The 18697-nt window shown below is 67.1% G+C and carries 15 protein-coding genes; 10 read left to right on the top strand and 5 right to left on the bottom strand.

Annotated features, from left to right (window positions below; genetic code table 11):
• The first annotated feature begins 423 nt into the window (after positions 1–423).
• From AB7U46_RS07230 to AB7U46_RS07190, 9 genes are all read left to right on the top strand, one after another.
• Positions 424–1341 (top strand): dihydrodipicolinate synthase family protein, encoded by a 918-nt coding sequence (locus AB7U46_RS07230; protein WP_428336281.1) that lies wholly within the window; start codon positions 424–426, stop codon positions 1339–1341.
• A 2-nt stretch (positions 1342–1343) separates the two neighbouring features.
• The gene (locus AB7U46_RS07225) at positions 1344–2852 is read left to right on the top strand and encodes an aldehyde dehydrogenase (RefSeq protein ID WP_428336280.1); all 1509 of its coding nucleotides are present in this window, start codon (positions 1344–1346) and stop codon (positions 2850–2852) included.
• Positions 2853–2864: 12 nt separating this feature from the next.
• Positions 2865–4211, top strand: a complete 1347-nt coding sequence (locus AB7U46_RS07220; RefSeq protein WP_428336279.1) for an NAD(P)/FAD-dependent oxidoreductase — start codon at positions 2865–2867, stop codon at positions 4209–4211.
• 4 nt (positions 4212–4215) lie between these two features.
• The gene (locus AB7U46_RS07215) at positions 4216–5163 is read left to right on the top strand and encodes a LysR substrate-binding domain-containing protein (RefSeq protein ID WP_428336278.1); all 948 of its coding nucleotides are present in this window, start codon (positions 4216–4218) and stop codon (positions 5161–5163) included.
• Positions 5164–5424: 261 nt separating this feature from the next.
• Positions 5425–6276: a glycine betaine ABC transporter substrate-binding protein gene (locus AB7U46_RS07210; RefSeq protein ID WP_428336277.1), complete on the top strand. Its 852-nt coding sequence runs from the start codon at positions 5425–5427 to the stop codon at positions 6274–6276.
• A 64-nt stretch (positions 6277–6340) separates the two neighbouring features.
• Positions 6341–7426, top strand: coding sequence for a quaternary amine ABC transporter ATP-binding protein (locus AB7U46_RS07205; RefSeq protein WP_428336276.1), 1086 nt, complete (start codon positions 6341–6343; stop codon positions 7424–7426).
• Position 7427: 1 nt separating this feature from the next.
• Entirely contained in the window at positions 7428–8264 is an 837-nt protein-coding gene (locus tag AB7U46_RS07200) for an ABC transporter permease (RefSeq protein ID WP_428336275.1), read from the top strand.
• Complete coding sequence (locus AB7U46_RS07195) at positions 8264–9091, top strand: ABC transporter permease (RefSeq protein WP_428336274.1); 828 nt, start codon at positions 8264–8266, stop codon at positions 9089–9091. The genes AB7U46_RS07200 and AB7U46_RS07195 overlap by 1 nt, the downstream gene beginning before the upstream one ends.
• 12 nt (positions 9092–9103) lie before the next feature.
• Positions 9104–10156: a GlxA family transcriptional regulator gene (locus AB7U46_RS07190; RefSeq protein WP_428336273.1), complete on the top strand. Its 1053-nt coding sequence runs from the start codon at positions 9104–9106 to the stop codon at positions 10154–10156.
• A 26-nt stretch (positions 10157–10182) separates the two neighbouring features.
• Here AB7U46_RS07190 and AB7U46_RS07185 read toward each other — a convergent pair whose 3' ends face one another.
• The 5 genes from AB7U46_RS07185 to AB7U46_RS07165 all read right to left on the bottom strand — a co-directional run bounded on the left by AB7U46_RS07185 (position 10183) and on the right by AB7U46_RS07165 (position 17432).
• Entirely contained in the window at positions 10183–11808 is a 1626-nt protein-coding gene (locus AB7U46_RS07185) for an ABC transporter ATP-binding protein (RefSeq protein WP_428336272.1), read from the bottom strand.
• A 4-nt stretch (positions 11809–11812) separates the two neighbouring features.
• Positions 11813–12736: an ABC transporter permease gene (locus tag AB7U46_RS07180; RefSeq protein WP_428336271.1), complete on the bottom strand. Its 924-nt coding sequence runs from the start codon at positions 12734–12736 to the stop codon at positions 11813–11815.
• 7 nt (positions 12737–12743) lie between these two features.
• On the bottom strand, positions 12744–13697 hold the full coding sequence (locus AB7U46_RS07175) for an ABC transporter permease (RefSeq protein ID WP_428336270.1): 954 nt from the start codon (positions 13695–13697) through the stop codon (positions 12744–12746).
• A 102-nt stretch (positions 13698–13799) separates the two neighbouring features.
• Entirely contained in the window at positions 13800–15392 is a 1593-nt protein-coding gene (locus tag AB7U46_RS07170) for an ABC transporter substrate-binding protein (RefSeq protein WP_428336269.1), read from the bottom strand.
• A 45-nt stretch (positions 15393–15437) separates the two neighbouring features.
• Positions 15438–17432, bottom strand: coding sequence for an FAD-dependent oxidoreductase (locus tag AB7U46_RS07165; protein WP_428336268.1), 1995 nt, complete (start codon positions 17430–17432; stop codon positions 15438–15440).
• Between the two features lie 122 nt (positions 17433–17554).
• Here AB7U46_RS07165 and AB7U46_RS07160 point away from each other — a divergent pair, with 122 nt between their 5' ends.
• Complete coding sequence (locus tag AB7U46_RS07160) at positions 17555–18601, top strand: GlxA family transcriptional regulator (protein ID WP_428336267.1); 1047 nt, start codon at positions 17555–17557, stop codon at positions 18599–18601.
• Positions 18602–18697 lie beyond the last annotated feature (96 nt).

Genomic DNA, 18697 nt, shown 5'->3' with positions numbered 1-18697 from the left:
AAAACAACCCGAGAATGCAGATTGTCCAACGCCTCGGCCTCCGAAAGGACGTCGGGGTTTTCGCTTTGAGTGGAAATCACGAGAATTTCGGCAAGATCGCCGCGGAGGCCGATCTCGACCTTGCCATCCGTCGGCGGGCGTTGCGGTGCTTCGGGAAACCCCTCCGGTCGAGGTGAGGGCCTGGATCCTGCGCGAGGCGGAGGCGCCGCGCCCTCCTGCGGCCCTTGTCCGAAGTCGCGAATCCCGGGGGGAGAGACACGATTTCCCGGCCCGCCTTCGGCGCAATAGTTTCGCTAATGCCTGATCCGTGAACATTCTCCTTTGCCGAGTTCGGGGCCTTCCCTCTAGCTGATGGGATACAGATCGCGCCCCTGCCACCCAACGCGAGCAGGTCCGGGCGCGTCCCAGTCAGGAGACCGCGACATGACGCCTAGGATGGTGTTGGAAGGCATTTACACCCCGGTGATCACCCCCTTCGCCGCGGATGGCGAGATCGACTTCGAGGCGCTCGCAGAGCTGGTCGAGCGTCTGGTCGAGGCCGGCGTGCATGGCCTGATCTCGGGCGGCTCGACCGGCGAGAACTATGCCGAGACGATCGAGGAGCGCCTCGCACTGGCGCGGTTCATCACCGAACGGGCGAAGGGCCGGGTGCCGGTCATCGTCGGCACCGGCGCGATGCGCACGCCCGATTCCATCGCGCTGGCCCAAGGCGCGCGCACGATGGGGGCCGATGCGATCCTTTTGGGCACGCCGCCCTATTCCGTGCCCACCGAGCGCGAGAATGCGCTCAATGCCCTCGCCATCGACCGCGCGGCCGATCTGCCGATCATCCTCTACAACTATCCGGGGCGGATGAGCGTCGAGATGGGGCGCGCGTTCCTCGACCGGGTGGGGCGCTCGCGCAACGTCATCGGCATCAAGGAAAGCTCGGGCGACATCAACCGGTTGCACCTTCTGGCCCGCGATTATCCCCATATCCAGACCAGTTGCGGCATGGACGATCAGGCGCTCGAGTTCTTCGCCTGGGGGGCGCGCAGCTGGATCTGCGCGGGCTCCAACTTCCTGCCCGAAGAGCACATCTATCTTTATGAGACCTGCGTCCTGCAGGGCGATTTCGCCACCGGGCGCCGGATCATGTCGGCGATGCTGCCGCTGATGCGGGTGCTCGAACAGGGCGGCAAGTTCATCCAATGCGTCAAGCACGGGGTCGAGATCACGGGCCTGCGCGCGGGGCCGATGCGCCCGCCGCTCAAGGGGCTCAACAAGGACGAAAAGCGCGAACTCGCACAGGTGATCCGCACGCTGAAGACGGCGGTGGCGGCGATCAAGGAAGGAAACTGACCATGGCCGATCTGCTGACCCGCGCGGAATACGAAGCGCTTGCCGCCGCGCTCGAGCTGCCCACCAATGCTTTCATCGACGGCTCGTTCCGTCCGGCGGCTTCGGGCAAGACCTTCCCCTCGACCAACCCGGCCACCGGCGTACCGCTGTGCGAGATTGCCGCCTGTGACGCGGCGGATGTGGATCTCGCCGTCGCCAAGGCGCGCGAGGCCTTCGAGGATGGCCGCTGGTCCAGGATGCATCCGGGCGCGCGCAAGGACGTGCTGATCCGTCTGGCCAAGCTGATGACGCGCAATGCCCGCGAGCTGGCGGTGATGGAGAGCGTGGACAGCGGCAAGACGATCTATGATTGCGAGACCGTCGACGTGCCCGAGGCGATCCATGTGATCAAATGGCATGCCGAGCTGATCGACAAGATCTATGATCAGCTCGCCCCGGCCTCGGACAACCACATGGCGATGATCGTGCGCGAGCCGGTCGGGGTGGTCGGTCTTGTGCTGCCGTGGAACTTCCCGCTCCTGATGCTGGCGTGGAAGATCGGCCCGGCGCTGGCGGCGGGCTGTTCGGTGGTGGTCAAGCCGGCGGCGGAGACCACGCTGACGGCGCTGCGCATGGCGGAACTGGCCCATGAGGCGGGCGTGCCGCGCGGCGTGTTCAACGTGGTCACCGGCTCGGGCGCCGAGGTGGGCGAGCCGCTCGGCCGCCACCCCGATGTCGACATGGTCTCCTTTACCGGCTCGACCGTGACGGGGCGGCGTTTCCTGCATTATTCGGCCGACAGCAATCTCAAGGAAGTCGTGCTCGAACTCGGCGGCAAGAACCCCTGCATCGTGCTCGACGATGCCGAGGATCTGGACGCGGTGGCGGCGCATGTCGTCAATGGCGCCTTCTGGAACATGGGCGAGAACTGCTCGGCGGCCTCGCGGCTGATCGTGCAATCGGGTGTCAAGGCGGCGCTCCTGGAACGGGTCAAGGCCCATGCCCGCGAGTGGATCGTCGGCGATCCGCTCGATCCGCAGGTGCGGGTGGGCGCGCTGGTGTCGCCCGTGCATTTCAGGAAGGTCTGCAGCTATCTCGAGGTGGCGAAGGCCGAGAAGATCCACCTCGGCGGCAAGATCATCGGCGAGGGGTTCATCGAGCCGACGATCGCCGAGGTCGGCGCGCGCGATGCGAAACTCGCGGTCGAGGAGATCTTCGGGCCGATCCTGACGGTGATCGAGGTGAGCAGCTTCGACGAGGCGATTGCGGTGGCGAATGACACCGACTATGGCCTTGCCGCCTCGATCTTCACCGCGAACGGCAAGCGGGGCCTGCGCGGGGCGCGGGCGCTGCGCGCGGGTACGGTGACGGTCAACAGCTTCGGCGAGGGCGACATCACCACGCCGTTCGGGGGCTACAAGCAGTCGGGTTTCGGCGGGCGCGACAACTCGATCCACGCGCATGACCAATACACCCAGCTCAAGACGATCTGGCTGGATCTGACCGATCACAGCGACGCTTGCGTCGACTGAGCGGGGGGCGCGATGAGCCGACATGACGCCAGACGCCAGCCGCGCTTCACAGGCCCGGCTGGCTGGGCCGCCATCCTCCCTTCCGAGCGGCGGCGGGCGGCCCTTTCGGGGCAGCAGGGATGCGACATCGCCATCGTGGGCGCGGGCTATGCCGGGCTTTCGGCGGCGCGCCGGCTCAAGCAGGTCGACCCGGGCCTCGACGTCGTCCTGCTCGAGGCGGCGCAGCTGGGCGAGGGGGGCACCGGGCGCAACTCGGGCTTCATGATCGACCTGCCGCACGAGCTGACCGCCTCGGGTTACGAGGGCGGCGGCGAGACGCGCGACCGGCAGCTGACCGCGCTGAACCGGCAGGCGATCGACTTCGCGGCCGAGGCGGTGGCGGATTACGCGCTGCCCGCCGGGACGTTGCAGCGCATCGGCAAGGTGAACGGCGCCGGCTCCGAAGTGGGGATGGCGGCGAACCATGCCTATGCCGGGCATCTGCAGGCCCTGGGGGAGCGGTTCGAGATGCTTGACGCGAGGGCCATGCGGGCCCTGACCGGCAGCGACTATTACCTCGGCGGGCTGTTCACGCCGGGCACGGCGCTGATCCAGCCCGCGGGCTATGCGCGCGGGCTGGCGACCGGGCTCGAACGCCGGGGGGTGCGCCTCTTCGAACGCTCGGGCGTGACCCGGATCGAGAGCGATGCCTCGGGCTGGCGGCTGAGCACCGCGGAGGGATCGCTGCGCGCTGAGCGGGTCATTCTCGCCAATAACGGGCATCTCGAAAGCTTCGGTTTCGAGCGCGGACGGCTCATGCACATCATGCTGAACGCCTGCATGACCGCAGAGCTGAGCCCCGATCAGATCCGCGCGCTTGGCGGAGCGGAAAGCTGGGGCATCACGCCGGCCGACCCGATGGGAACCACCGTGCGCCGGATCGGCCCGGCCCAGGGCGGCAACCGCATCGTCATCCGCCAGGGCGGCTATTACCGCCCCGAAATGGCGACGAGCGCGGCCGATCTGGCCCGCGTCACGCGCCGGATGCGGGAAAAATTCGAGGCGCGCTTTCCGATGCTGAAAGCGGTGCCCTTCGCGCAGGCGTGGTCGGGCCATCTGTGCCTGTCGCGCAATGCGGCCTCGGTGATGCGCGCGCTCGAGCCGGGGCTTTATGCGGCCTGTGTGCAGAATGGTCTGGGGACCGTCAGGGGCACGCTCTCGGGCATCGGCGCGGCCGAACTCGCCTGCGGGCTGCAAAGCGACATCACCCGGTATTTCGCCGCCGAACCCGCCCCCGCACGCCTGCCGCCACATCCGTTCGACACGATTGGCGCAAATGCCTATCTTCGGGTCAAGGAGTGGCAATCCCGCCGCGAGTGAGCCCATGCCGCCGACCATCAGACGCCGCCATCTGCCCTCGCTCGGGTCTTTCGCCACTTTCGAAGTGGCGGCGAAACACCTGAGCTTCACGCTTGCGGCGAAGGAGCTGAACGTGACCCAGGGCGCGGTCAGCCAGCAGATCCGCCTGCTCGAGACCGCGCTGGAAACCCCGCTCTTCATCCGCAAGCACAATGCGCTCGAGCTGACCGAGGCCGGCAAGGCGCTGCAGGAGGCGGTGACTTCGGGGCTCGACCGGATCACCGCGGGGGTCGCCGCGATTTCGGGCGCGGAGGAGCCGCAGGTCGTGACGATCTCGGCCACCGACGGCATGGCGCGGTTCTGGCTCGCGCCGCTCATCCGGTCCTTCCGGGCCGAGCATTCCGAGGTGGGCTTCGTCGTGCTTGCCTCGGATGCCAACGACACGCTGCGCAACTATGCGCAGGTCGATGTGGCGATCCTCTGTGGCAACGAGCGCTGCGAGGTGGGGGAGGAGCTGCATTTCCTGTTCCCCGAGGTGGCGCAGCCGGTGTGTAGCCCCGCCTATCTGAACGCCTACGGCCCGTTCGAAAGCGCCGAAAGCCTGAACGGCGCGAACCTGCTGCATCTGCACGACAGCCATTGGAGCGCCGATGCGATCGGCTGGCAGCCGCTTGGCTGGGCGGAATGGTTCCGCGCGCAGGGCGCGGTCTGGGCCAAGGCGCCCTCGAGTCTGGTCACCAACAAGGTGGGCCTGTTGATGGAGGCGGCGCTCGATGGCGAGGGGGTGATGCTGGGCTGGAACCACATGATCGCGCGCGACATCGCCGAGGGCAGGCTGGTCTTTGCGCACCCGGGCACGATCGGTGTGGGGCGGGGGAATTTCCTCAACTATCGCAAGGACGCGCTCCGGCGTCCGGCGGTTGCGCGCTTTGTCACCCATCTGCTCGGCGTGCTCGGTGCCGAAACCCGCTAGCGTCAAGGCCCCGGCCGCGGCTTGCCACAGTTTTTCTAATGCCCCGCCGGACGAAATTCTGGTTTGCCGCGAAAGCGCAGGCTCAGCGATAGTCTGAGAATTCCGAACGTCGCAGACTCGCGGACAACGCGGGCTGTGTTTCGGAGCGGGAGAAAACTTGTCGGTTCTGAAACCCGGACATGCCGTCGCAGGCTCTGCGGCGAAGGATGGCGCATGGTCCGGCGTCGGGGCCGCAGCAACGGACCAACAGCGGAGAAACAAATGCGGAAATTCCTCACCTCGATCTGTGCCGCGGCCATGGCGCTGGCCTTCGGCAGTGCCGCGCAGGCGCAGGACAAGGTCATCCACATGGGCACCATGTCCTGGGAAGACCTGACGCCGATCACCGGCATCACCCGGAAGGTGCTCGAGGACAAGGGCTACACCGTCGAGGTGACCGAGTTTTCGGAATGGGGCATCGCCTTTGCCGCGATGACCCGCGGTGACATCGACATCATGGCCTCGCAGACCGACTACGTGTCGCATGACTACTGGGTCAGGAACATGAACGCGCTGGAGAAGATCTCTCCGGTGTCGCACGGGCTCTATCAGGCGTTCGCCGTGCCCTCCTACGTGGACATTGCCAGTATCGAAGACCTCAACGCCAATGCCGACAAATTCGGCGGCAAGATCATCGGCATCGAGCCGGGCTCGGGGCTGATGCGCGACGCGGCGAGCGCGGTCGACGCCTACGCACTCGACCTCGAACTGGTCGAGGGCTCGACCGGCGCGATGACCGCCGCGCTGAAGGCCGCCGAGGATCGCGGCGAATGGATCGCCGTCACCGTCTGGCAGCCCTCGTGGATGATGCAGAAATTCGGCCTCAAGTTCCTCGAAGATCCGAAGGGCGTCTTCCCCGGGGCGCAAAGCTATTACTGGATCGGCACCAAGGGCTTTTCCGCGGAAAACCCCGGCGCGCGCGAGGCGATCGCCAGCGTCTATGTCCCGCTCGAGGACATCACCGCGATCAACTCGGCGGTGAACGACGGCAAGACCATGGATGAGGCGGTGGCCGACTGGGTCGGTGCGCATGCCGAGCTGATCGGTCGCTGGGAAGACATCAAGAGCGAATGATCTTCGACCCGGCCCGGCATGGCGCCGGGCCGGCTCCCTTCCTTCCAGGCACGAGAGCCCCCGAATGAACAGCGAAGCCCTCGACGTTTTGATTGATTGCCAGAACGTCTGGAAAATTTTCGGCGAGCGGTCCGAGGAGGCCATCAAGGCCATCCGTGAGCGCGGCTTGGCCAAGCGCGACGTGCTGCGCGACTACAACTGCGTGGTCGGCGTGTCCGACGCCAGCTTTCAGATCCGCAAGGGCGAGATCTTCTGCATCATGGGGCTTTCGGGCAGCGGCAAGTCGACGCTGGTGCGTCTGCTCAACCGTCTGATCGAGCCGAGCATGGGCAAGGTGGCGATCAAGGGGCGCGACATTTCCGCCATGGGGCGCAAGGAATTGCGCGAATTGCGGGCGCATGAGATCGGCATGGTGTTCCAGTCCGTCGCGTTGATCCCGGGCCGTTCGGTGCTCGACAATGCCGCCTTCGGCCTCGAGGTGCAGGGCGTGTCCCGGGGCGAGCGTCACAGGGTCGCGCTCGATGCGCTGTCGCGCGTGGGGCTCGCGGACTGGGCGCATCACCTGCCGCGTCAGCTCTCGGGCGGTATGCAGCAGCGCGTCGGTCTGGCGCGTGCGATCGCCTCCGACCCCGAGATCATCCTGATGGATGAGCCCTTCTCGGCGCTCGATCCGCTCATTCGCAAACAGCTGCAGGACGAGTTCCGCCAGCTTACGAAATCGCTCGGGAAATCGGCGGTTTTCATCACCCACGACCTCGACGAGGCGATGCGCATCGGCGACCGGATCGCCATCATGAAGGACGGCATGATGATCCAGCAGGGCACGGCGGAAGAGATCGTGCTGCACCCGGCCGATGCCTATGTCGCCGAATTCGTGGCCGGGATTTCGCGGCTGCATCTGGTCAAGGCGCATTCGCTGATGGGGCCGCTGTCCGGGTTCGCGCCCGAGGTGCTGTCGCGACTGCCGCGCAGCTCGCCCGAGACCGATGTGCAGGGGCTGATCGACCTGGTGCTTTCGACCCCCGATCAGGCCGTGGCCATCGCGGAGGCGGGCGAAGATCTTGGCGTGGTGACGGCGCGCGCGCTGTTGCAGGGCATTCGTGGCGAAGGCACTCCGGCAGCCGCCGCCCCGGTCGAGGATCTGGCCTGAGATGGTGTGGAAACAACAGATCAAGGCGTTTGACCAGGCCGTCGACGCGGGCATGACATGGATCGGCACGCATGGCAGCGCGGCCTTCTCGGCCTTGCGCGCGCTGCTCGAGGGCGGCTACGGCGGGCTTTTGTGGCTCTTGCAGCTGCCGCCGTGGTGGGGGCTCGCGCTGGGCTGCGGGGTGCTCGCCTGGCGCCTGGTCGGGCTGGGGTTCGCGCTGATCGCGACGGCGGGGCTGGCGCTTTGCTGGGCGATGGGGCTCTGGCGCGAAACGCTCGAAACGCTCGCGCTCGTGCTCTCGGCGACCACGATCGCGGTGCTCGTGGGCGGGCTCGTCGGGGTGCTGGCGGGCTACAACCCGCGCGTGGCGCGCGCCGTCGATCCGGTGCTCGACCTGATCCAGACGCTGCCGCCCTATCTCTACCTGCTGCCGGCGATCGCCTTTCTGGGCTATGGCCCCGCCACCGCCATTCTGGCGACCTTCATCGTGGCGGTGCCGCCGACCGTCAAACTGACCGCGCTCGGCATCGCGCGCACGCCGACCGAGTTCATGGAGCTTGGCGCCGCGACCGGCGCGAGCGGCTGGCAGACCTTCGCCAAGATCCGCCTGCCTTTCGCCGCGCGCTCGATCATGGCCGGGGTGAACCAGAGCCTGATGATGGCCTTCGGCATGGTGGTGATCGCGGGCATCGTGGGCTCCGGCGGGCTGGGGCAGACGATCTACGCCTCGGTGCGCACGCTCGACATCGCGAAATCGGTCGATGCCGCCATTGCCATCGTCGTGCTGACCATCGTGCTCGACCGGATCAGCCAGAACGCCACGAAGGAGACCCGCTGATGGCCGCGCCCGTTCCCATGTTTTCGCCCGGCGCCTCGGTCGCGCAGGCGATCGACTGGCTCAATATCCATGCGCATGGCCTGTTCGCGGCGATCGGCGGGGCCGTGGAGGCCGTGATCGGCGGCGCCGAGGATGCGCTGCTTCTGCCCGCGCCCTGGCTGATGCTCGCGGTGGTCGTCGCGCTTGCCGCCTACGGTTACGGGCTGCGCTACGGGGCGCTTGCCGCCGCGAGCCTCGGATTGTGTCTGGCCGCGGGCATGTGGAAAGAGGCGATGCAGACCATCGCGCTCGTCAGCGTCTCGGTCACGGTCTCGATCCTCGTCGCCTTTCCGCTGGGGCTGTGGGCGGCCCGCAGATCGCGCGTCGAGGCCGTGTTGCGCCCCGTGCTCGACATCATGCAGACGGTCCCGCCCTGGGTCTATCTCATTCCGGCGGTGATGATTTTCAGCCTGGGCAAGGTGCCCGCCTTGATCGCGACGGTGGTCTACGGCATCCCCCCGATGCTGCGCATCACCACGCTCGCCTTCAAGGAGGTGCCGCATGAGCTGATCGAGCTCGGCCGGGCCTCGGGGGCGAGCTTCTGGCAGATCCTGGGCAAGCTCGAAATTCCCGCGGCGCGCAAGACGCTTCTGGTCGGGCTGAACCAGACGATCCTGCTCTCGCTGGCGATGGTGGTGCTGGCCGGGCTCGTGGGGGCGGGCGGCCTGGGGGCCGAGGTCACGCGCGGGCTCACGCGGATGGAAATGGGGCTTGGCCTGCGCGCGGGCCTGTCGATCGTGGCTGTCGCGATCTTGCTTGACCGCTTCTCGCGCCGCGTGTTTGGGTGACGGGCATTGGCAATGCTCGACAGCATGAAGGACAGCATGACCGGCAACGATCCCATCGTTCCGCTTGGCGCCGCGTATTTCCCGCTTCCGGCGGGGCGGCCGACGCGCGCCTATGCTTTCATTCTGGTGCCGGGGTTCACGCTGCTCGCCTTTTCCTCGGCGGTCGATCCGTTGCGCATTGCCAACCAGCTGGCGCAGCAGCCGCTGTACCGGTGGCGGCTGATGTCGGAAACGGGAGAGCCGGTCGCCAGCTCGTCGGGCATTTCGGTTTGCGTCGACGGTCCGCTCGGGCCGGTGGATCGCGGCACGCCGATCTTTGTCTGTGCGGGCAATCCGCCCAGGGCGGCCGCGAGCCCGAAGGTCGTCGCCGCAATCGCGCGCCACGCCCGTTTCGGCGGGGCGGTCGGCGGCATTTGCACCGGCGCCCTGTCGCTTGCCGCGGCCGGTTTGCTGGGCGAGCGCCGCTTCACGCTGCACTGGGAAAACCAGCCTGCCTTCTGCGAGGAATTCCCGACGCTCACCCCCACCGTCAACCGTTTCGAAGTGTCGAACGGGGTGATGACCTGTGGCGGCGGCGCGGCCTCGACCGACATGATGCTGGCGCTCATCGCCGAGGATCACGGCGCGGAATTCGCGGCGATGGTTTCGGAAATGTGCCTGCGCAAGGTGATGGTCGGCATCGAACAGGAGCAGCGCAGCTCGATGTCGGTGCTGATCCGGTCGCGCAACCCGGGGCTCTTGCGGGTCGCCAATCTGATGGCCGAACATATCGAGGATCCGCTGCCGCTCGATGAACTGGCGCGCGCGGCGGGGTTCTCGCGGCGCCATGTCGAGCGGATGTTCGTCTCGGTGACGGGCGAGACGCCGGGCGATTACTATCGCGGGCTGCGGCTCGATCGCGGGCGCAATCTGCTGTCGACGACGAACATGAGCCTGATCGAGGTGGCGCTGTCCTGCGGTTTCGGCTCGGTCGCGCATTTCTCGAAGAGCTTCAGGGCCCGCTTCGGCGTCGCGCCGACCAAGTTCAACCGCTCGATCAAGGCGGCGCGCCCGTCGACCGGTTGAGGGCGCCCGCCGGGGCGCCCGCCGCGTCAGACGGGCTTTGCCATGCGCTGCGTCAGCCAGTCGGGATCGACCTCCGGGACGGAGGAGAGGAGCAGCTCGGTATAGGGATGATGCGGCGGCTGGAAGACGTCCCGCTTCAGCCCCTGTTCGAGCACTTCGCCGCGGCGCATGACGACGACGTCGTCGGCGATGGCCCGGACCGTCGAGAGGTCGTGGGTGATGAACATGTAACTCAGGCCGAGCTCGCTCTGGAGCCGCTCGAGAAGCCGCAAGATCCCTTCCGCCACGAGCTGGTCGAGCGCGGATGTCACCTCGTCGCAGATGATGAGGCGCGGCTCGGCGGCCAGCGCGCGGGCGATGCCGATCCGCTGCTTCTGACCGCCCGACAATTCGCCCGGGAAGCGGTCGATGAACCCTGCGGGCTCGAGCTCGATCAGATCCAGCAGCGCGCGGATCCGCCGATCGAGCGCCTTTCCCCGAAGCCCGAGATACATCTGCAGCGGCCGCCCGATCAGGTCGCGCAGCCGCAGCTTCGGATTGAGCGCGGTATCGGCCATCTGATAGATCATCTGGATCTGGCGCAGCTGCGCGCGCGTGCGCTTGCGGTAGTCGAGGGGCAGGGGGGCGCCGTCGAACCAGACCTCGCCCCGGCGCGGCGGAAGCAGCCCCGTGATCATCCGCGCGGTCGTCGATTTCCCGCTGCCGCTTTCGCCGACGACGGCGACGGTGCGCCCGGCGTGAAAGCTCAGGCTGACATCCTTGACGATGTCGAGCCCGCCATATCCCGCCGTGGCGTTGCGTAATTCGAGCAGCGGTTTCGCGTCCGCCGCCAGCGGTTTCTCGGCGCGCGCATGGTTGCGCACCGCCCAGAGCGATCGGGTGTAATCCTCGCGCGGGGCGGCGATCATGCTGCGGGTGTCGGCCTCCTCGACCTCGGTGCCGCGCAGCAGCACCTTGATCCGGTCGGCCATCTGCGCCACCACGCCGAGGTCGTGGGTGATGTAGATCGCCGCGGTCTGGAATTGCTCGACCACCTCGCGGATCGCGGCCAGCACCTCGACCTGCGTCGTGACGTCGAGCGCCGTCGTCGGCTCGTCGAAGATGATCAGATCGGGGCGGCAGGCCATCGCCATCGCCGTCATCGCGCGCTGCAACTGCCCGCCCGAGACCTGATGCGGATAGCGAAAGCCGATCGTCCCGGCATCGGGCAGATGCATCCGGCGATAAAGGTCGATGGCGCTTTGCCGCGCCGTCGCGCGATCGCTGGTGCCATGTTGCACCGGCGCCTCGCAGAACTGGTCGATCAGCCGATGCGCGGGGTTGAAACTCGCCGCGGCCGATTGCGCGACATAGGCGATGCGGCGGCCGCGCAGGTCGCGCCTTGTCGCCTCGGAGGCCGCGCGCAGGTCGATCCCGTCGAAGTCGATCTGCCCGCCCGAGATCCGGCACCCGCCGCGGGTATAGCCCATCGCGGCCAGCCCCAGCGTCGATTTGCCCGCCCCGCTTTCGCCGATCAGGCCAAGCACCTCGCCGCGGCGCAGGGTCAGATCGACCCCCTTGATGATCGGCTTCCAGCCCTCTTCGGTGCGCCCCTCGATCTCGACGCCGCGCATCGACAGAAGGATCGGCTTGGCGGATTTATCTGTGCTCATGACCTCACTCCTTGAGCCCGCTGGCGCGATGCAGCATCCAGTCGACCACGAAATTGACCGCCAGCGTCAGCATCGCGATGGCGCCTGCCGGCAAGAGCGGCGTGATGTCGCCAAAGGTGATCAGCGCCGCGTTCTCGCGCACCATCGCGCCCCAGTCGGCCAGCGGCGGCTGGATGCCCACGCCGAGGAAGCTCAGCGCCGAGATGGCGAGGAAGACGAAGCAGAACCGCAGCCCGAATTCGGCGACCAGCGGCGCCATGACATTGGGCAGGATCTCGCGGGTGATCAGCCGCCACAGCCCCTCGCCGCGCAGCCGCGCCGCCTCGATATAGTCGAGCACGACGATATTCGCCCCGACCGACCGCGCCAGCCGGAACACCCGCGTCGCATCCACCGTCGCGATCACCAGGATCAGCGTGGCGATCGAGGTGCCGAAGATCGTCAGCAGCAGCAGGAAGAAGATCAGCGAGGGGATCGACATCAGGATGTCGACGAGCCAGCTCAGCGCCTGATCGAGCCAGCCGCCGATCGTCACCGCCAGAAGCCCGAGGATCGAGCCAGCCGAAAAGGCCAGAAGCGTCGTGGCAAAGGCGATCCCGACCGTGTTGCGCGCGCCGAAGATCAGCCGGGTGAACATGTCGCGCCCGAGGCTGTCGGTGCCGAGCAGATGCACCGCATCCCAGGGCAGGAACTGATCGCCGACGATCTCGCGCTCGGCGAAGGGGGCGATCATCGGTGCGAAGACGGCGGCCAGGACATAGATCACGATCACCAGGAGGCCGAGGCTCGCGGTCAGCGGCGCGCTGCGGATGCCGCGCGCCATCGGTCCGGGCAGGATCGCCCCGGCCAGCGCCCGAAAGAGCCAGCCCGCGCCGAGCATCCCGATGACGGTCGCGGCACCCCAGAAAAGGAAGGTCAAAACGGTCATCCGGGGCTCACTTCCGATGCACGAGACGGGGGTTGGACAGCGTCGCCAACACGTCCGCGGTCAGGTTCAGCAGCACATAGGCCGCCGCGAAGATCAGGCAGATCGCCTGCACGACCGGGAAATCCCGCTTGGCGACGCTGTCGACCATGAGCTGCCCGAGCCCCGGATAGACGAAGACCACCTCGATCACGACGACGCCGGTCACCAGATAGGCGAGGTTCAGCGCGACCACGGTGATGATCGGCGAGAGCGCATTGGGCAGCGCGTGGCGCAGGATGATCCGCATCGGATGGATGCCCTTGAGATGGGCCATCTCGATATAGGGCAGCGCGAGCAGGTTGATGATCGCAGCGCGCGTCATCCGCATCATATGCGCGCTCACCACCAGCGTCAGGCTCAGCGCGGGCAGAAAGGCGCGATAGAGCGCCTCGGCCAGCGTGGTCGTGGGGTCGATCCGCGCCATCGACGGAAAGAGGCCGGTCTGCGCGAGCAGGAAGATCAGGATGTAGCCGACGAAGAACTCGGGAAAGGAGATCGCCGTCAGCGCGACCGCATTCGAGGTGCGATCGAAGATCGAATTGCGAAACAGCGCCGCGGCGAGGCCGAGGGCGATCGACAGCGGCACGGCGATTGCCGCCGCATAGACCGCGAGGAACAGCGTATGGCCGAGGCGCGTCGCGATCAGGTCGGCGACCGGTCGCCGGTTGGCGAGCGACGATCCGAAATCGCCGTGCAGCGCGCCGAGGAGCCAGTCGAGATAGCGCCTATGCGCGGGCAGATCGAGCCCGAGTTCGTGCCGGAATGCGGCGACGGTCTCGGGCGTCGCGGATTGCCCCAGAATGTTATGCGCCAGGTCGCCCGGCAACATCTCGGTCGCGCCGAAGATGACGACCGAAATCACGAAGAGCGTCACCAGGCCAAAGCCCAGCCTGCGCAGTATCATCCACCAGATCACGGACACCGGCTGTCTCCTGTCTTGCTGGCCATGGCGTTTGGAACCCGACCGCATCTTTGGCGGGGGGCGGCGGAAAGGCCCGGCCCCGGGGGGAGGCCGGGCGCGACATCAGGCTTTCCACCAACGCTTGATGAAATGGCCGCCGTCCATCTCCCAGCCGCCGCCATATTGGCCATTGGTCGCGACGCCATCCGAGAGCAGCATCGCCTCCTGCGCGAAGGCGGGCACGAGCGAGCCGCCCTGCGCGGCGATGATCGACTGGATGTCGCTGTATTGCTGGCGGCGTTTCGCCTCGTCGCTTTCGGCGCGGGCGGCGACGATCAGCTGATCGAGCTGTTCGAGGCGGATGTGGCTTTCGTTCCACTCGGCCGAGGAGAGATAGGCGATCGAGAGGATGAGATCCTCGACCGGGCGCGAGCCCCAGTTGCTCAGGCACCAGGGTTTGGCGAGCCAGACATTCGACCAGTAGCCATCGTTCGGCTCGCGCGCGACGGTGATGTTCACGCCGATCTGCGCCGCGCTTTCCGACAGCAGCACCGCCGCATCGACCGCGCCGTTGAAGGCCGCATCGGCGGCCGAGAGCGTGACCGAGGGCGTGCCGAGGCCCGATTTCTCCAGGTGATAGCGCGCCTTGTCGAGATCGTATTCGGCGGCGGTGATCGCGGGGTCGTGGAAGCGGAAGCCCGGGCCGATCGGATGATCGCTGCCGATCGTGCCAAAGCCGTAAAGGATCTTGTCGATGAATTCCTGCCGGTTCAGGGCGTATTTCATCGCCATGCGGAAATCGGCATTGTCGAAGGGGCCGACATCCATCTGCATCGGCATCGTGTAATGCAGGTTCGATTGCGCCGTTTCGACCCGGACACCGGGCGCCGCGCCAAGGCGCTTGGCCAGTTTCAGCTCGGGGCGGTTGATGACATCCACCTCGCCGCTGAGCAGCGCGTTCTGCCGCGCGGTATTGTCAGCGATCACATAGATCATCGCCTCGTCGAAATGGCCGAGATCGCCCTGTTGCCAGGCGTTCGGGTTGCGGATCAGCCGGGCGCTGATGCCGGGCTCGAAGCTTTCGAGCTGGTAGAGGCCGGTGCCGGTCGCCGTCGTCACATCGGCCTTGCCGTCGACCACTGGAACGATCGCCACGTGATAGTCGGTGAGCACATAGGGCAGGTCGGCATTGCCGTTTTCCAGCGTGATGACGATCGTGTCGCCGCCATCGGCCGAGATGTCGGTCACGTTGGAAAACAGCCCCTTCGCCCCCGATTTGCTGGCCTCGCCGCGATGCAGGTTGAGCGAGCCGATGACGTCCTCGACGCTCAGCGACTTGCCGTTCGCGAACTCGACCCCGCGGCGCAGCCTGAAGCGCCAGACCCTGGAATCGGGCGAGGATTCCCAGCTTTCCGCCAGCGCCGGCGCCAGCGTGTTGCCATAGCCGACGTCGATCAGATGGTTGCGGATCGCATGCGAGACCGAGATCATGAAGGTGTCGTTGAAGGTGGTCGGATCGAGCGAGTCCGAGGAGGATCCGCCGATCAGCCCCGCGCGCAGCAGCCCGCCGCGCTGCGGCGTCGCCGCCTGTGCCCGCGTCCAGAGGCCCGAGGCGGCGCCGGTGCTCACGCCGAGTGCCAGCGCGGCTTGCATGAACCCCCGCCGGGAGAGCTGTTTGCCGGCGAGGATGCGCGTCAGTCGTTCCGAAGCTTCCATTTTTATCTCCCTGTTTTCGTTTGTTTTATGGGTGGTCTGCGGTGCTCAGACGGATTGTCCGAGCACCCGGCCTTCGTAGATCGCCGCGACGGCGAGCCGCGGCGACAAGGCGTCTCCGATCAGATCGGGGCGCGCCGCGCCGCCCTGGCTCAGAAGGTCGTCATGGAGCCAGGTATCCGCGGTGTTGGTCGTGGCGAGCACCAGCGTGTCGGCCTCGAGGAAGGTCTCGCGGCCGTCCAGAAGGCTGCGGATCACCGCGCCCCTGCCGGTCCATTCGGTCACGGCGCTTTCGGTCACCCAGCTCGAGCCGGCCTTCTTCAGCCGCGCACGGGCGGGCTTGTCGCTTTCGGTGCGGCGCAGGAAATAGCCCGGCTGCGCCCAGCCGGTGACGATCGTCACCCGATGGCCGCGCGCCGAAATTTCCAGCGCGGTGCCGAGGCCCCGCCAGTCGCCGGTGTCGTCGACCAGGACCACATGCGGACCGAGCCTGGCCGCGCGTGTCAGCACCTCCTCGACCGAGCAGACATTGGGCAGCGCGACGCCGGGCATCACGTCGATCTCGGGCGCCGCGCGCTGAAAGCCGGTGCCGGTCGGCTGCGAGCCGGTCGCGACGATCACCCGGTCGGCGCCATGGGCGGCGACGTCCTCGGCATCGGCGGGGGTGTTCAGATGGACGGTCACGCCGAGCCGCTCCAGCTGCCGTTCGTACCAGCCGATCAGATCGAGGATCTGCTCGCGGCGCAGTTGCAGCCCGGCCAGACGGAACTGGCCGCCCAGTTGCGGCGCCGCCTCGAGCAGCGTGACCTTGTGGCCGCGTTCGGCCGCGACGCGGGCGGCCTCGAGGCCGGCGGGGCCGCCGCCGACGACGAGAACGCTTTGCGGGGCGTCGCTCGGGGCGAAGCTGTCGCCGCCCCATTCGAATTCGCGCCCCGCCGAGGGGTTCACGAGGCAGGAGATCCAGTAATCGCGCGAGCGCCGGCCCCAGCACATCTGGTTGCAGGAGATGCAGGGGCGCACATCGGCGTCGCGCTGGGCCGCGACCTTGGCGACCCAATGCGGATCGGCGATCTGGCCGCGCACGATGCTGACCATGTCGGCCTGACCCGAGGCGATTACGGCATTGGCGTTCTCGGGCGTGCGGACATGGCTTTCCGCCTGGATCACCGTGTGCTTGCAGACCGATTTCAGCGCCTCGGCATAGGGCGCGCCCAGCTTGTCGGCATAAAGGAAGCCCGGGATCACCGCGGAATGGTCGAAATAGCTGCCGGTGCCGCAGCTGATGTAATCCACGAGCGCCCGGCGGTCATGCCATTCGCAGACCTCCTGCAACAGCTCCGAGGTCATCGCCACCTTCACCGAGGGATCGGCGCTGACCGCCATGCCGAGGATGAACTCCTCGCCCACCGCCTTGCGGATGCGCGCGGTCAGTTCCGTGGTGAAACGCATCCGGTTCTCGAAGCTGCCGCCCCAGCGGTCGTCGCGCCGGTTGGTCCAGGGCAGCCAGAATTGTTCGAGCAACGAATTGTAGGGGCCGAACAGCTCCACCCCGTCGAAGCCGCAGGCCCTGGCGCGCAGCGCCGCCTGAACGAAGGCCTCGAGCGTCTCCTCGATCTCGGCCTCGCTCATCCGGTGGCTGCCGTCGCCATCGTGGAACGAGGGCATCCCCGAGGGCGACCAGCTTTCGCGATAGGAGAGGTCGTAATCGCCGTGCTGGCCGACGTGATAGAGCTGATGGATCATCACCGCGCCCTCGGCCTTGCAGGCCTCGGTGATCCGCCGGAACCCGTCGATCACGGCATCGTCGCCATGACGGAAGTTCCCGCGCGTCAGCCGTGCGGTCGCGTGAACCGGCATCGGCTCCACCACGATCATCGCCGCCCCGCCGCGCGCGCGTTCGAGGTAATAGCCGAGATGGCGCGCACCGGGCAGGCCGTCTTCGGCCATGTTGGCGGTATGCGCGCCGAAGTTCACACGGTTGCGCAGCACCTTGTGGCGCAGCGGCAGGGGCTCGAACAGTTTGGGGTAGGAATTTGAGAGCATCGCGCAGGGCAATCCACTTGGGTTTCGGTCAGCGGTGATGCTATCGCCTGCGCAGATTTCAGATTGTGGTTTTGATACATTCCACATAACGTCTGGATCAGAGATGACGATTTCCGGCCCGCATGACCCCCGTCCAGCCGATCAGCGCCCCCGCCCAATCCGCCCAACATGTCGAGGCGCCCTATCTGCGGGTCGGGATTCTGCTCTGCCCGGATTTCACCCTGACCCCGATGGCGAGCTTCACCGACGCGCTCCGCCTGGCCGCCGACCGCGAGGACGAGAGCCGCCAGATCCATTTCGCCTGGGATTTCATTCCGGCGGGGCCGGCGCCGCTCAGGGCCAGTTGCGGGCTCGAACTCTTGGCCACGGGCAGGCTGGACGATCCGGCCGAATATGGCTGCCTGGTGGTTTGCGGGGGGCTCCTGCGCAGTCTTCCCGAGGTCTTGCCCGAGGTTCACGGCTATCTGCGCGCGGCGGCGGCGCGCAACATCCCGATCGTCGGGCTGTGCACCGGCAGTCTGGTTCTGGCCGAGGCGGGGCTGCTCGACCGGCGGCGGTGCGCGACCCATTTCAACGTGCTGGGCAGTTTCGTCGAGCGCTTTCCCAAGACGCAGCCGGTCTCGACGGAGAACTACGTCATCGACGGCAATATCATCACCTGCCCGGGCAGCGTCGTCGCCATCGAGGTCGCCGCGCATCTGATCGCCCGGTTCAGCGAAAGCGGCCGCGCGCGCAAGGCGCTGAACTATCTCCTGTTCAAGCCGGAGGAGACGCGCATCACGCTGAAGGCGAAGCCATATGCCGAGGCGCTCGAGGCGGCGTCGAAGCTGACGATCGAGGCGGTGCAGGTGATGGAATTCCGACTGGATTCGCCCTGTTCCATCGCCGCCCTCGCGAAATCCCTGAACACCTCGCGGCAGCAGTTGAACCGCGCCTTCCTGCAGGATCTGAACAGCTCGCCCGCCGCCTTCTGGCGCAAGATCCGCATGCTGGCGGCGCGCGAACAGCTTCTGGGGCATCGCCGGACGGTCACCGAAATCGCCTTTGATGTCGGCTTTTGTGACGCCGCTCATTTCTGCAAGACCTTCAAGGCCTATTTCGGTTTGCCGCCGCAGGAATACCGCCGGCGGGGGGCCGGGCGGGTGCCGTCGCAGGGCGGGGCGCGCTGAGCCGGGCGCCGCGCCGCGCCGGGGATCGGCGGCGGCCAGCGGCCGGGCGCATGGCTGGACAAACCGGCGCGGCGCGCGATAAGCCGGTGCCGATGG

Origin of the sequence: Paenirhodobacter sp. (assembly GCF_050177655.1) — a bacterium.
Lineage (GTDB): Bacteria > Pseudomonadota > Alphaproteobacteria > Rhodobacterales > Rhodobacteraceae > Rhodobacter.
This window is presented reverse-complemented; position numbering and strand designations above follow the sequence as displayed.